Origin of the sequence: Paenibacillus sp. FSL H3-0469, assembly GCF_038051945.1 — a bacterium.
GTDB lineage: Bacteria > Bacillota > Bacilli > Paenibacillales > Paenibacillaceae > Paenibacillus_AQ.
Genome location: NZ_CP150302.1, coordinates 5,250,768 through 5,266,005 on the forward strand (window position 1 = coordinate 5,250,768; position 15,238 = coordinate 5,266,005).

Annotated in this window: 9 protein-coding genes, 3 rRNA genes and 2 riboswitches; of the genes, 10 read left to right on the forward strand and 2 right to left on the reverse strand. The window is 51.4% G+C overall.

From position 1 onward, the window contains the following. Nucleotides 1–16 precede the first annotated feature (16 nt). The 8 genes from NSS83_RS23110 to NSS83_RS23145 all read left to right on the forward strand — a co-directional run bounded on the left by NSS83_RS23110 (nucleotide 17) and on the right by NSS83_RS23145 (nucleotide 10,053). On the forward strand, nucleotides 17–670 hold the full coding sequence (locus NSS83_RS23110; RefSeq protein ID WP_340944387.1) for a class D sortase: 654 nt from the start codon (nucleotides 17–19) through the stop codon (nucleotides 668–670). Between the two features lie 126 nt (nucleotides 671–796). Next, nucleotides 797–878, forward strand: a riboswitch (cyclic di-GMP riboswitch). A gap of 73 nt (nucleotides 879–951) precedes the next feature. Beyond that, nucleotides 952–1,032, forward strand: a riboswitch (cyclic di-GMP riboswitch). Nucleotides 1,033–1,045: 13 nt separating this feature from the next. After that, on the forward strand, nucleotides 1,046–1,855 hold the full coding sequence (locus tag NSS83_RS23115; protein WP_341346555.1) for a transglutaminase-like domain-containing protein: 810 nt from the start codon (nucleotides 1,046–1,048) through the stop codon (nucleotides 1,853–1,855). 366 nt (nucleotides 1,856–2,221) lie between these two features. Next, a 16S ribosomal RNA gene (locus NSS83_RS23120) occupies nucleotides 2,222–3,782 on the forward strand. Between the two features lie 250 nt (nucleotides 3,783–4,032). After that, nucleotides 4,033–6,959: ribosomal RNA gene (locus tag NSS83_RS23125) — 23S ribosomal RNA — on the forward strand. A 144-nt stretch (nucleotides 6,960–7,103) separates the two neighbouring features. Then, nucleotides 7,104–7,220, forward strand: a 5S ribosomal RNA gene (rrf, locus tag NSS83_RS23130). The 16S, 23S and 5S rRNA genes sit together here, the layout of an rRNA operon. A 230-nt stretch (nucleotides 7,221–7,450) precedes the next feature. Then, entirely contained in the window at nucleotides 7,451–8,197 is a 747-nt protein-coding gene (locus NSS83_RS23135) for an acyl-ACP thioesterase domain-containing protein (protein WP_341182676.1), read from the forward strand. Between the two features lie 160 nt (nucleotides 8,198–8,357). Continuing rightward, nucleotides 8,358–8,945, forward strand: coding sequence for an RNA polymerase sigma factor (locus NSS83_RS23140; protein WP_341346556.1), 588 nt, complete (start codon nucleotides 8,358–8,360; stop codon nucleotides 8,943–8,945). Next, nucleotides 8,920–10,053, forward strand: a complete 1,134-nt coding sequence (locus NSS83_RS23145) for a DUF4179 domain-containing protein (RefSeq protein WP_341346557.1) — start codon at nucleotides 8,920–8,922, stop codon at nucleotides 10,051–10,053. Before NSS83_RS23140 ends, NSS83_RS23145 begins: the two co-directional genes overlap by 26 nt. A 111-nt stretch (nucleotides 10,054–10,164) precedes the next feature. On the opposite strand, the gene NSS83_RS23150 is transcribed toward NSS83_RS23145, so the two are convergent. Further along, nucleotides 10,165–11,070: an AraC family transcriptional regulator gene (locus tag NSS83_RS23150; protein ID WP_341182673.1), complete on the reverse strand. Its 906-nt coding sequence runs from the start codon at nucleotides 11,068–11,070 to the stop codon at nucleotides 10,165–10,167. Nucleotides 11,071–11,088: 18 nt separating this feature from the next. Beyond that, nucleotides 11,089–11,532, reverse strand: coding sequence for a tRNA (N6-threonylcarbamoyladenosine(37)-N6)-methyltransferase TrmO (tsaA, locus tag NSS83_RS23155; RefSeq protein WP_341182672.1), 444 nt, complete (start codon nucleotides 11,530–11,532; stop codon nucleotides 11,089–11,091). A 130-nt stretch (nucleotides 11,533–11,662) separates the two neighbouring features. Here tsaA and NSS83_RS23160 point away from each other — a divergent pair, with 130 nt between their 5' ends. Continuing rightward, nucleotides 11,663–13,801 (forward strand): DNA topoisomerase 3, encoded by a 2,139-nt coding sequence (locus tag NSS83_RS23160; protein ID WP_341346558.1) that lies wholly within the window; start codon nucleotides 11,663–11,665, stop codon nucleotides 13,799–13,801. 146 nt (nucleotides 13,802–13,947) lie between these two features. Next, nucleotides 13,948–15,195 carry an MFS transporter gene (locus NSS83_RS23165; protein ID WP_341346559.1) on the forward strand — a complete coding sequence of 416 codons (1,248 nt, stop codon included), beginning with the start codon at nucleotides 13,948–13,950 and terminating at the stop codon, nucleotides 15,193–15,195. Nucleotides 15,196–15,238: the final 43 nt, after the last annotated feature.

The window sequence follows — 15,238 nt, forward strand, 5'->3', positions numbered from 1 at the left end:
TGCGGAGGCGATTGTCATGCGGAAGTTATCCTATTTGATTATACTTGCCGGGGTCCTGATTATGCTCTACCCCAAAGGAAGCGAATGGTACGAGGACCGTCAGCAGCAGAAGCTGCTGGAAGAGGCCGAACAGGCCTATAGTGAAATCGTTCCTTCGGCTACCGCTCCTGCCAGCCAGGATCTGAGCAAGCCTTATGCGGAAGTCACCCAGCTGCTGGCGGAAGAGTCTGGTGCAGAAGAGCCGGTGCCCACTACAGCGCCCGAGATTGAAGTTGGAGGCAAGATCACTGCCATTATTGAAATTGACAAAATCGATCTGAAGCTGCCTGTACTGGAGGGCGCCACCAAGACTAATATGAAGCATGCTGCGGCGCATATGAAGGAGACAGCTCCGATTGGCGCGGTAGGCAATGCAGCGATTGCGGCACACCGGTCAAGAACGGCAGGGCGGCTGTTCAACAGACTGGATGAGGTCGGTAAAGGGGATACCATTACTGTTATTACAAGCGGCCAGGAATACAAATATGTTGTATATGATGTATCTATTGTAGAGCCTACTGATATTTCGGTACTGAAGGGAAAGGATGATGATAAGATTCTGACCCTTATTACCTGTGATCCGCTTGTCAACCCGACCCACAGACTTATCATTCATGCGAAGCTGACCTGAATCCATCAAGACAAGGCGATAAAGGTCGAAAAAACATAAAATTTTAGTATATTTGTGGTGGAATCTAGCAATTTGGGTCTTGATAATAGATAGAGGTATGGTAAGATAGAACTATCAGAAGCTAATACACGATAACGGCAAACCTATCGAAAGATAGGGACGCAAAGCTACAGGGCCTTCCCGTCATGGATGGCAGCCAGCTACCGAATGAAGAGGCTTTTTTTGTTTGTTTTAATTCAGAATCTGTCATTATGTGGTAGTAGATTGGACAGATAAAGCTTATACGATAACGGCAAACCTATCGAAAGGTAGGGACGCAAAGCTAAAGGGCCTTCCCGTAAGAATGGCAGCCAGCTACCGAAAGGGGTTTTATCCATGAAGAAGTTTTATTTAATGTTGATTACACTTTTTGTGATCGTCACTTCTGTACAGACAGGCACTGCTCAAGCCGCTAATGCAGATTCAAGCTGGTTAAATGTTGGACAACTTGATCAAGGGGTTATCGGGGTATCGTACGATGTTCCTAAGGATAAGAAGATGAAGCTCATGATTACCAAGGGCAACAACAGCTATACTTACAACTTATACACTTCCAAACCGAACGAGACGTTCCCGCTGCAACAAGGCAATGGCTCTTATAAGGTCTCTGTTCTTGAGAATACTACCGGCAACAAGTACAAAGTACTATCTTCCGAGACTGTATCTCTCTCCATGAGCAATGTGAATGCCGTATATTTGAGCTCCGTACAGAATGTAAAGTGGAGTTCTTCCGATAAATCCGTTCAAAAGGCAGCCCAGCTTACAAAGGGTCTGACTACAGATGCAGACAAAGTTAAGGCTATCTACAATTACATCGTAACTAACGTGAAATATGATTACTCTTTGGCTAACAGCGTAAGCACAGATTATATTCCGAACAACGATAACACGCTTGCTACCAACAAAGGGATCTGTTACGATTACGCATCCTTGTTCGCTACAATGCTCCGCAGTGAAGGTATTCCAACCAAATTGGTTATGGGGAATACAAGCTATGTAACTTCATACCATGCCTGGAATGAAGTGTTCCTGAACGGCAAATGGGTAACGATTGATACTACAGTCGATGCAGGTCTGGGTAAAAACGCAGCATCAACTGAACTGGTCAAATCAGCAAGCAAATATACTGCAGCGAAATTCTACTAAGGATAGCTGTGAACTATAGCATTACCTGAGAATAACCCGCTTAATAATTAAGCGGGTTATTTTTATTTATATAAAGGTTGCTTTTTAATAGAGGGATAGGTTATTATAAATAAGCGTTGTTGAGCGGCAAAGGAAATGAGAGATTACTTAAATAAGTGATTTCAAAAATAAAGCTTGCATTGCTCGGATGAACGTGATATATTATAAGAGTTGCTGGTGGCGTGGTGAGCGGCGCTGACAACGAGCTTGATCTTTGAAAACTGAACAACGAGTGAGTATCTGGAGATCACTTCGGTGAGATCCAAATTAGAGAATGTAAATTCTCGTCAGATGTTTCAAAATGAGCAATCGCTCTTTCTAAATACCAATTTGGAGAGTTTGATCCTGGCTCAGGACGAACGCTGGCGGCGTGCCTAATACATGCAAGTCGAGCGGAGTTTGAGAGGAAGCTTGCTTCCTTTCAAACTTAGCGGCGGACGGGTGAGTAACACGTAGGCAACCTGCCCTCAAGCCTGGGATAACTACCGGAAACGGTAGCTAATACCGGATAATTTCTTTCTTCTCCTGAGGAGAGAATGAAAGGCGGAGCAATCTGCTGCTTGGGGATGGGCCTGCGGCGCATTAGCTAGTTGGTGGGGTAACGGCCCACCAAGGCGACGATGCGTAGCCGACCTGAGAGGGTGAACGGCCACACTGGGACTGAGACACGGCCCAGACTCCTACGGGAGGCAGCAGTAGGGAATCTTCCGCAATGGGCGCAAGCCTGACGGAGCAACGCCGCGTGAGTGATGAAGGTTTTCGGATCGTAAAGCTCTGTTGCCAGGGAAGAACGTCCGGTAGAGTAACTGCTACCGGAGTGACGGTACCTGAGAAGAAAGCCCCGGCTAACTACGTGCCAGCAGCCGCGGTAATACGTAGGGGGCAAGCGTTGTCCGGAATTATTGGGCGTAAAGCGCGCGCAGGCGGTTATTTAAGTCTGGTGTTTAAACCTTGGGCTCAACCTGAGGTCGCACTGGAAACTGGGTGACTTGAGTACAGAAGAGGAAAGTGGAATTCCACGTGTAGCGGTGAAATGCGTAGATATGTGGAGGAACACCAGTGGCGAAGGCGACTTTCTGGGCTGTAACTGACGCTGAGGCGCGAAAGCGTGGGGAGCAAACAGGATTAGATACCCTGGTAGTCCACGCCGTAAACGATGAGTGCTAGGTGTTAGGGGTTTCGATACCCTTGGTGCCGAAGTTAACACAGTAAGCACTCCGCCTGGGGAGTACGGTCGCAAGACTGAAACTCAAAGGAATTGACGGGGACCCGCACAAGCAGTGGAGTATGTGGTTTAATTCGAAGCAACGCGAAGAACCTTACCAGGTCTTGACATCCAACTAACGAAGCAGAGATGCATCAGGTGCCCTTCGGGGAAAGTTGAGACAGGTGGTGCATGGTTGTCGTCAGCTCGTGTCGTGAGATGTTGGGTTAAGTCCCGCAACGAGCGCAACCCTTGACTTTAGTTGCCAGCAGGTTGAGCTGGGCACTCTAGAGTGACTGCCGGTGACAAACCGGAGGAAGGTGGGGATGACGTCAAATCATCATGCCCCTTATGACCTGGGCTACACACGTACTACAATGGCCGGTACAACGGGAAGCGAAGCCGCGAGGTGGAGCCAATCCCAGCAAAGCCGGTCTCAGTTCGGATTGCAGGCTGCAACTCGCCTGCATGAAGTCGGAATTGCTAGTAATCGCGGATCAGCATGCCGCGGTGAATACGTTCCCGGGTCTTGTACACACCGCCCGTCACACCACGAGAGTTTACAACACCCGAAGTCGGTGGGGTAACCCGCAAGGGAGCCAGCCGCCGAAGGTGGGGTAGATGATTGGGGTGAAGTCGTAACAAGGTAGCCGTATCGGAAGGTGCGGCTGGATCACCTCCTTTCTATGGAGAATCGTCACCTGCAACGGTGACATTCAAATCGGAAGCTTCGCTTCCAAACCAATCAGGTTTAGGCCTGTTACTCACTCGTTGGTCAGTTTTGAGAGTTTAAGCTCTCATCTTTACCTTTGATCCTTGAAAACTGGATACCGAAACGAATTTGCGTTTTAGAACATCTTTTAGCTGAAACTTGTGTAAGCAAGTGGAAATAGTTATTAGTTGCTACCGTGATTTTCCTTAGGGAAAACACATTGGTTAAGCTACTAAGAGCACACGGAGGATGCCTAGGCGCCAGGAGCCGACGAAGGACGTGGCGAACAACGAAACTGCCTCGGGGAGCTGTAAGCAAGCTTTGATCCGGGGGTGTCCGAATGGGGAAACCCAGCTGTGGTAATTCGCAGTTACTCGTATCTGAATACATAGGATACGCAGAGGCAGACCAGGGGAACTGAAACATCTAAGTACCCTGAGGAAGAGAAAACAATAGTGATTCCGTCAGTAGCGGCGAGCGAACGCGGAACAGCCTAAACCAAGAGGCTTGCCTCTTGGGGTTGTGGGACGTCTCACATGGAGTTACAAAGGAATATGGTAGGCGAAGAGGTCTGGAAAGGCCCGCGATAGAGGTAAAAGCCCTGTAGCCGAAATGGTATTCTCTCCGAGACGGATCCCGAGTAGTGCGGGGCACGTGAAACCCCGTATGAATCCAGCAGGACCATCTGCTAAGGCTAAATACTACCTGGCGACCGATAGTGAAACAGTACCGTGAGGGAAAGGTGAAAAGCACCCCGGAAGGGGAGTGAAATAGAACCTGAAACCGTGTGCTTACAAAAAGTCAGAGCCCTTTTTATGGGTGATGGCGTGCCTTTTGTAGAATGAACCGGCGAGTTATGTTTAACATGCAAGGTTAAGGTGAGAAGCCGGAGCCGCAGCGAAAGCGAGTCTGAATAGGGCGACTAAGTATGTGGACGTAGACCCGAAACCGTGTGATCTACCCCTGTCCAGGGTGAAGGTGCGGTAACACGCACTGGAGGCCCGAACCCACGCATGTTGAAAAATGCGGGGATGAGGTGGGGGTAGCGGAGAAATTCCAATCGAACTCGGAGATAGCTGGTTCTCCCCGAAATAGCTTTAGGGCTAGCCTCGGTGAATGGAGTGGTGGAGGTAGAGCACTGATTGGGTGCGGGGCCCGCAAGGGTTACCAAGCTCAGTCAAACTCCGAATGCCATTTACTTCTTGCCGGGAGTCAGACAGTGAGTGCTAAGATCCATTGTCAAAAGGGAAACAGCCCAGACCATCAGCTAAGGTCCCCAAGTGTGTGTTAAGTGGGAAAGGATGTGGAGTTGCACAGACAACCAGGATGTTGGCTTAGAAGCAGCCACCATTGAAAGAGTGCGTAATAGCTCACTGGTCGAGTGACTCTGCGCCGAAAATGTAACGGGGCTAAACACACCACCGAAGCTATGGCTAGATACTTTGTATCTGGGGTAGGGGAGCGTTGTATATACGTTGAAGGTGTACCGTAAGGAGCGCTGGAGAGTATACAAGTGAGAATGCCGGTATGAGTAACGAAAAGATCAGTGAGAATCTGATCCGCCGAAAGCCCAAGGTTTCCTGAGGAAGGCTCGTCCGCTCAGGGTAAGTCGGGACCTAAGGCGAGGCCGAAAGGCGTAGTCGAAGGACAACAGTTTGAAATTACTGTACCACCGTAATCCGCTATGAGCGATGGGGTGACGCAGGAGGGTAGTGACGCGGACTGATGGATGTCCGTCTAAGCAGTGAGGCTGGTGTGTAGGCAAATCCGCACACCGTAAGGCTGGGCTGTGATGGGGAGCGAAAATTACAGTAGCGAAGGTCATGATCTCACACTGCCAAGAAAAGCCTCTAGTCAGGAGAAGGTGCCCGTACCGCAAACCGACACAGGTAGGCGAGAAGAGAATTCTAAGGCGCGCGGAAGAACTCTCGTTAAGGAACTCGGCAAAATGACCCCGTAACTTCGGGAGAAGGGGTGCCTCGGTAGGGTGAATAGCCCGAGGGGGCCGCAGTGAAAAGGCCCAAGCGACTGTTTAGCAAAAACACAGGTCTGTGCGAAGCCGTAAGGCGAAGTATACGGGCTGACGCCTGCCCGGTGCTGGAAGGTTAAGGGGAGCGGTTAGGAGCAATCCGAAGCTGTGAACCGAAGCCCCAGTAAACGGCGGCCGTAACTATAACGGTCCTAAGGTAGCGAAATTCCTTGTCAGGTAAATTCTGACCCGCACGAATGGCGTAACGACTTGGGCGCTGTCTCAACGAGAGATCCGGTGAAATTTTAATACCTGTGAAGATGCAGGTTACCCGCGACAAGACGGAAAGACCCCATGGAGCTTTACTGCAGCTTGATATTGAATTTGGGTACGATCTGTACAGGATAGGTGGGAGCCGTGGAGGCAGGAGCGCAAGCTTCTGCGGAGGCGCCGTTGGGATACCACCCTGATCGTATCTAGGTTCTAACCTAGTGCCCTTATCGGGTACGGGGACCGTGTCAGGCGGGCAGTTTGACTGGGGCGGTCGCCTCCTAAAGAGTAACGGAGGCGTTCAAAGGTTCCCTCAGAATGGTTGGAAATCATTCGCAGAGTGCAAAGGCATAAGGGAGCTTGACTGCGAGACCTACAAGTCGAGCAGGGACGAAAGTCGGACTTAGTGATCCGGTGGTACCGCATGGAAGGGCCATCGCTCAACGGATAAAAGCTACCCTGGGGATAACAGGCTTATCTCCCCCAAGAGTCCACATCGACGGGGAGGTTTGGCACCTCGATGTCGGCTCATCGCATCCTGGGGCTGAAGTAGGTCCCAAGGGTTGGGCTGTTCGCCCATTAAAGCGGTACGCGAGCTGGGTTCAGAACGTCGTGAGACAGTTCGGTCCCTATCTGTCGTGGGCGCAGGAAATTTGAGAGGAGCTGTCCTTAGTACGAGAGGACCGGGATGGACGTACCGCTGGTGCATCAGTTGTTCCGCCAGGAGCATGGCTGAGTAGCTACGTACGGACGGGATAAGCGCTGAAAGCATCTAAGCGTGAAGCCCCCCTCAAGATGAGATTTCCCAAGTCAGTAAGACCCCTTGAAGACGACGAGGTAGATAGGTTGGAGGTGGAAGTGCAGCAATGCATGGAGCTGACCAATACTAATCGGTCGAGGGCTTATCCAAAAGCTACCCCAAAAAGTGAAGAAGAGGCTGACGAAGCCGATTCCGAATACTTTCCGGGGGCCCCGTAAGAAGGGCAAACACAAATTCGTTTCGGATTCAGTTTTCAGGAATCAATTCCTGAAGCATTTACGCTGTAAATGCCCGTTTGGTGGCGATAGCGGAGGGGTTCCACACGTACCCATCCCGAACACGACCGTTAAGCCCTCCAGCGCCGATGGTACTTGGACCGAAGGGTCCTGGGAGAGTAGGACGTTGCCAAGCACACATGAGCCATTGTCGAATTGTCGACAATGGTCTTTTTGTATTTTCGGGGAAGCGTTGTGGACAGCCTGTGAGTAGATTGCAGGTTACTTGACAAGTGACGTATAGTTATACACATGTGGATAGATTTAGTTTTTTTGATACTTCTCCCCAAAAGATGTGGATATCCGGTAGAATAATGTGGATAGGCACGGAAAATTGGGGATAGATAGGTGAGGGAGCCAAAAGTTATGGACAAGCACAGCAGCTTTTTGTGGACAGAGCAGTTCAGGGTTCAGGCAAGTGATACAGATTACCGGTCAAGGGGCAAGCTCTCCTTCCTGCTGGATATCATGCAGCGTGCTGCGGATTCGGCTGTAAGCAGTCTGGGGCTGAGTATGGAGAGTATGCTCAAGGCGGGAATGGGCTGGATGGTCATCACCCTTGATCTGAACCTGCAGCGTTTGCCGTCCCCGGGCGAGCTTCTGGATGTACACACCTGGAGTAAAGGGAATAAAGGACCGCTCTGGCAGCGGGATTACCGGATCTATGATGCCGAGGGTGTAGAGCTTGCTTCGGCACGTTCGATCTGGACTCTTGTGGATATTGCGAAGCGAAAAATTCTGCGACCGTCAGCCTTGCCTATTGTTGTCGAGCCGTATGTAGAGGATTCTGTAGGCAGTCTGCCGGATAAAGTGATTATTCCATCAGAACTTGCTTTGCAAGAGGTTTACCGTTATCAGGTGAGATATAGCGGGCTGGATAACAACAAACATCTTAACAATGCGCGCTATGCAGATTTATGCTGTGATGCTCTGGCGCTGGAGGAGTGGGAGGATTTAGAGCTTACGGGGCTTCATATCACCTATGCCCAGGAAGCCAAGTATGGTGAGGAGATCAGTGTTATGCGTTCTTCTCTGACTGAAGAAGGGGTATATGTGCGCGGGCAAGGCGGGGGACGGATCTTTTTTGAAGCTTGCCTGAAGCTTAGAAGATAGATTGGTGTCTGAGAGAGATACTTATATAGCGTTAAATCTAGACAGTTGCTCGAATTTCAGGGGAACTGTCTTTTGTCGTATTCGTCTATTTCTGTAGATGTCACAAATATACAACTGACATTCGTTATACAGGTGTAAAAGGAAAATGGAGGTGATTTCTTTGGAGCAAGGCAACCCCGGGGGCCCACCTGAATCCAAAAAGATTGAAGAAGCTATTCATAAGGTACACACAGGCGACAGGCAAGCTTTTACAACAATAATAACGGAGTATGAAAGGAAGATCTACACGTATTGCTGCTATCTCCTAAGGAGCCGTGAAGAAGCAGAGGATGCTGTGCAGGATATATTCGTGAAGGTGTATCAGCAGCTTTCGCGTTATGAGAAGCGGGTATCTTTTTCGGCTTGGCTATATAAGGTGTCTTATCATCACTGCATGGACCAGCTTCGCAGGCGTAAACGCCGCAACCGGTTGCTGTCCCTTTATAAGCTGCAACTGATGACGAATCAACAAGCGTTGCCGGAGGAGTCGCCAGTAGATCAGATTTTTGAAAATCTCACTTCGGAAGAGCGTGGGCTATTAATCCTCCGTGTCATTGAACAATACAGCTTTGAAGAGATCTCAATGATTACCGGAAGCAGTTCGGCGGCGCTGCGCAAAAAATATGAACGGCTCCGTAAAAAACTGATTCAGCAAAAAGCGAATGAACGAGGAGGATGCACTCATGGAGAAGTGGCAGAATCAAACTGAGCAGCAAATGATGGACGACATTCGCAGCAGTATGGGGAGAGTGCAACTTCCAGTAGACAGCTATAATGAGCAGATTATGAACCGGATTGAGCATTTGGAGACTAGAGGAGGAAATAATTTGCTTAAAAGGACGCTGGCAGCCGCAAGCATAGCTGTAGCGATAGGGTTAGGTACGATAACCGCAGGATTCATCTCTCCTGCTTGGGCCGATACCTTGAGTCAAATTCCTGTCTTCAGCAGTATTTTCAAGCACACGGAGAACCCGGGACTGAAATTAGCGGCGGAACAGGGCCTGACTACTTCACCTAATATGAGCGTTACCAAGGATGGAGTGACGTTAAGCGTTACGGAGGTATTTTATGACGGAATCCAGTTGGCCATCGGATTCGAAAGAACTGGAGTAGCAGATGAGCGGGTACTTGCGGCGATTACTGATTATAAAACTCACGAATTCGATCAATCGACGAAAGGACTGCTGGGTCTGCCAGAGGTTACTCTGGCGACAGGAGAGCCTATCGGCTTCGGTTCCTCTATGACAGGAGACATAAAAGGACAACCGAATACCCTCTTATTGGAGCTTAGAGAACTGCACAATACTTCGTCCCTCGGAGACGAATTCAAGGTGAATATCCGTGTGCCGGTTGCTCAGATCGCCGAGCCTTTTGAGTTCCAGGTCACGGTGAAGAAGCTTGCGGAGGGAATCATTAACCTTACCCCGGGCCAGGGAGCGAGCAAAGACTCCTTCCATTACAAAGTAAAGCGTCTGGATATCACGCCTGCTGCCCTGAGGTTAGTGGTAACCAGTGAAGGGGAAGTGCCTGCATCACCGGAGCAGACAGGGGAATATGGTCCAACTGCGGTATTCTATGAGCTTGTGGATGATGCTGGTAATGTTGCTACTTCCAAGCAAGGGTATGTCTTGATGAAGGCCGTTCAGCATCCTATTGTGGATAGCCTGTACAATACCTTCCCGCAAACCCCTAAGACGATTACGGTCAGACCTTATACAATGACTTTGGATAATGAGCTGAAGCTCTTGTTGGATGCCAATGGGAAACCGGTCCGAACTTATCATAAGGACCTTGAGAGCACTATAGTAATTCCGTGAACCTGTGAAGGCAGGAATGGGTAAAATTGGATGTTTCTGGTCCGCGTCTGCTGTGCAGATGCGGGCTTTTTTTGATAAATAAGAATATATGTTGTGGGGTTATCTTGCTGATTAGAGCAGTGTTAACGGGATGTAGATTTCACTTACTGAATCCGGATGCTCCGGTCCGAGATAGTCCTTGCCGTAGTATTCAAATTCATAAGAGAGGTTCAGGCGGTAATCGGTTCTAGGCAGAAAAACGCCATAGATATATTTGTAGGTGGCAGAGACTTCTGCAGATGGCCCTGTATGCTTAAATCTGAGATAACGTGCTGGCGGAAGTGTATGAGTTGTTAAATTGCTGCCTGTTTGCCCGCAGCTCGACTGAACGGTAATGCCGGTACGTTCAGATGCCAGGGTGTTCAACTCGCAGGCAATGTGAAAGGAGATTCCCTGATCCTCATAGTTATCCGGCCAATAGCCTATCTGGTAATATTGTTCTGGAAGCTTACGGTCCGGGATAGCAGAGAGGCTGCTGAACAGCTGCTTCCATGCTGATCCGATGACCGACTGATCTTGCGTAACGGTTATGAACGGGCCCTGAAGTCTGATTGCACCAAGCTCAATCAGGTCAGGAGAGGCGCCCTTCTGGTCTGACCAATGTGGTAAATCAGCCGGCTGTAAGGGATGAAGCAGCAGAGGGATGTCCGGGTTAGACTTGTGGCGGATATGGGTGGGAGTAGTGTGCAGCAGTCTTTTGAAGGCCCGGGTGAAGGTCTCGTAATCATTATAAGCATAGTCCAGTGAGATTTCGTGAAAAGTCCGCTCGGGTCTGCCTAGAATATCCCTGGCCGCCTCGGAAATCCTCCGTCTTGCAATATAGTCGCCCGGTGTGAGTCCGGTAACCCCCTGAAACAGGCGGATGAAGTGGAACAGGGAATAGCCGGTCTCTCTGGAGAGGTCCAGAACAGACAGCGGCTGCTTCAGTTTCGATTCAATATATTCAATCGCCTGTAGAATGAGCTGGCTGTTCTTCATGAAGTCCTCTCCTCTAGGTTACTCTACAGTCCACTCTCCCCATGAGGTGGCCCATTCCGGCACTCTAACCTGACGAACACGGTCAGTTGAAGGGAAATAAGCTTTGATATCGAGCACGGGCGTTCCCGGATAGGCATCCAGTCCGCTGACCTCAACAATTCCCTGATCTAGGTCAACGGATAGAATACGGGCAACCGTAAGTCCAAGCGGATTAGGGCGGACTGGAGACCGGGTCGCAAACACACCGCTTACCGGAGCATCATAGGGAGGCTCGATCTGAGTAGTCCCCCGGAAGCTATCATCTGCAAACTCATGAATCCACCACAGGATCTGGCAGTGGCTGAAAGCATCTAACCCCTTCAAGGCAGGTCTGTATTCGGGTCTAATCTCAAGTTGCAGGTTCGGCTGTGTTCCGGTTACTACACCTACTGGTATAATATTATACGATTCTAAGGCGGACATTGGCTGTGACTCCTTTCGGCTGGGGGATGATTCTAGTCTACCGGAAGTGAAGGGAATTCGGCCTGATGATAATTGCGGACTTGTATGTCATGGTATAATAGGTTGTTGATGACAGGGAGGGGTTTGGACGATGAAGGTATTGGTATTGGCTGAGAAGCCGTCGGTGGCCCGTGAGATTGCGCGGGTGCTGGGCTGTGGAAATAAACAGAAGAGTTATATGGAAGGTCCGAAATATGTGGTGACCTGGGCGCTGGGACATCTGGTCGGCCTGGCTGAGCCTGAGGACTATAACAATAAATATGCAACGTGGGCGCTTGAGGATCTGCCGATTCTTCCCGAGAAGGCCAAGCTGAAGGTGCTGCGTGAGACCAGCCAGCAATATAAGGCTGTGCAGCAGCTAATGAAGCGGCAGGATATTGAGGAGCTGATTGTAGCAACGGATGCGGCGCGTGAGGGTGAACTGCTGGCGCGCTGGATTATGAATATGGCGGGCTGGAAAAAGCCGTTCCGGCGGCTGTGGATCTCTTCGCAGACGGATAAGGCCATTAAGGAAGGGTTCGCTTCGCTGCGGCCTGGACGGGATTTCGACCGGCTGTATGAATCTGCGCGCTGCCGTGCTGAGGCGGATTGGATGATCGGGCTGAATGTGACGCGGGCCTTAACCTGCAAGTTTGGCGCGCCGCTCTCTGCGGGGCGTGTGCAGACACCTACACTGGGAATGATTATGGACCGGGAGAATGAAATTACCGGCTTCCGTTCCCAGGAATATGACCTGCTGACTGCGGATTTCGGGAATTTCCAGGCGGGGTGGCGTGCGCAGGGCGGGGACGGCCGGATTTGGGAGCGAGAGAAGTCAGGTATTCTTAAGGATAAGCTTACAGGCCGCAGCGGACGGATCACCAAGGTGCAGAAGAGTGAGAAAAGCGAGCCGCATCCGCTGGCTTATGATCTGACAGAGCTGCAGCGGGATGCTAACCGCAAATTCGGCTTCTCGGCCAAACAGACCTCAAGTGTGCTCCAGAAGCTGTATGAACAGCATAAGCTGGTCACTTATCCGCGCACGGACAGCCGCTATTTGACCGCTGATATGACGGGTACGCTAAAAGAAAGACTCGACAGCGTGGCTGTCGGGCCGTATGCTTCCCTCGCCAGACCGCTGCTGCGGAAGCCGCTGCCGATTACGAAGCGGATTGTCGATGACAGCAAGGTCAGCGATCACCACGCGATTATTCCGACAGAGCAGACGGTGCTGCTCAATCTGCTGAGTACGGAAGAGCGGAAGCTCTACGATCTGATTGTACGGCGGTTCATTAGCCTGTTTTATCCTCCGGCCCGTTATGACGCCGTAGCTGTGACGGTAACCGTGGATGGTGAAAGTTTCTATGTGAAGGGAACTACCGTCAAGGATGCAGGCTGGCGTGAGGTATACGGCGGAGATATGAGCTCGGATGACGAAGAGGAGAATGCGGGGGATGAACCCGCAGCAGGCAATGTGAAGCTGCCGGAGCTGCGGGAAGGCGATAGCGTGAAGGTTGCGCGCTGCATCATCAAGCCGGGACGGACACATCCGCCGAAGCGCTATAACGAAGCCACGCTGCTGACGCAGATGGAGAAGCATGGGCTGGGGACACCGGCTACACGCGCGGATATCATCGAGAAGCTGGTCAGCTCAGATACAATTGAACGGCAGGGCAATCTGCTGCATCCGACCGGCAAGGGCAAGCAGTTGATTGAGCTGGTCTCGGGGCAGCTGCGTACACCGGAGTTGACGGCACGCTGGGAAGCGGAGCTGGAGAGAATTGCGCGCGGGCAGGGTCGCCCGGAGCCTTTTTTGCAGGGGATCCGGAGTATGGCACAGGAGCTGGTGTCCGGGGTGAAGAACAGCGGAGCGGAATACAAGCCGCATAATGTCTCTAACAGCCATTGTCCGGAGTGTGGAACAAGGATGTTAGAAAAGAAGACCAAACGCGGCAAGCTGCTGGTCTGTCCGAAAGAGGACTGCGGCTACACCCGGGCGGGCGAGAAGCAGTTGTCGAACCGCCGCTGCCCGCAGTGCCATAAGAAGATGGAGATGAAGGAAGGCAAGGCCGGGAAGTATGTGCAGTGCCTCGGCTGCGGCATTACAGAGACGATGGATAAGGACCACAAACATATCAATAAACGCGAGCAGCAGAAGCTGGTTCAGCAGTACAGCAAGACGGAAAGTGCCGGCAACAATCTTGGCGATCTGCTGAAGGCTGCGATGGAAGCGAAACAGAAGGGCGAATAGCTTAAGGAATAAGACTGCCGGGATATACCGGTGGTCTTGTTGCGGATTCAGGGCTGTTCAAGGGACGGTAGATATGCTTTACTTACAAAGATTGAAAAGGGATCAGGCTTCAGGGTTTCGATAAATAGAGTGGGGCAGGTGGAGAAGTGGCAGCGGCTGAAGGGATAGAGGGTGTGGTGAAAGCGGCAGAGGCTCAGGGTACGAAGGGGAGCAGCCGGTTGTATTTTCTGGTGATAGTCTTTATGTTCTGGTTCTCTTCGTATATCTATGTTCCGGTGCTCTCACCTTATGTGGAGCATCTGGGAGCTTCTTATGTCATGGTAGGAGCGGTACTTGGGATATACGGCCTGATGCAGATTCTGTTCCGGCTGCCGATAGGGATGGGTTCAGATGTACTTAACCGGCGGCGGCCGTTCATTTATCTGGGGCTGATCGCAAGCGGAGCGAGCTGTCTGCTGTTCCTGGCAGGGGCACATCCGGGCTGGGCGCTGGCGGCGCGGGCGGTCTCGGGAATTGCGGCATCGGCGTGGGTCGTGTACTCGGTGATGTTCGCGGGGTATTTTCCGAAAGAAGAGGCGGGCAGGGCTATGGGGATGCTCCAGTTCACCACGGTGATTGCCCAGTTGGCTAGTATGATGATCAGCGGCTATATCGTAGAACACTTCGGCTGGAATACTCCGTTCATCATCGGAGGGATTGTGGCGGTGGCCGCTATGCTGCTGGTCATCCGTCTTCCGGAGCAACAGCTGGAGAAGCGCACGGCGATTAAGCTCAAGGATCTGGCCGGCGTCGTGAAGGAACCGCTGCTGGTAAAAGTATCGCTGTTATCGGTGCTGGCCCATTGCGTGCTGTTCATTACGATGTTCGGCTACACGCCGAATCAGGCGCTCTATATTGGCGCGAGCAAAGGGAGTCTCGGCTGGCTGACGCTGGCTTTTATGCTGCCTCATGCGATAGCGACCCTCTATGGTGCTCGGCTGTTCGGCCGGTGGCTGGGGGACCGGGGGACGCTGATGCTGGGCTTTGCCGGAAGTGCAGTGTTCACGCTGCTCATTCCATCGATGCCAACACTTGCGGCGTTATGTGTAACACAGATCGGGAACGGCTTCATGCAGGGACTGATCTTCCCGCTGCTGCTGGGCAAATCCGTCTCCGGGGTAGCTCCGTTCAAGCGGGCGACAGCGATGGGGTTCTATCAGGCGGTGTATGCGATTGGCATGTCCGGCGGTCCTTTTGTAGCGGGATGGATGAGTGCGGTGTACGGTCTGCGAGGAGGCTTCTGGCTGGGCGCCATGGCAGCAGTGCTGGCGGCAGTGCTGTCCTGGTTCTGGATCAGGGAAGCCGGAGCCGCAGGCGGGCGGAGCAAGAAAGAGCGGCAGTTGCAGGGCCGGTGATGTGAGGTTATTGGTTTTTTGCCGGAAAGGGTAATATAATAGA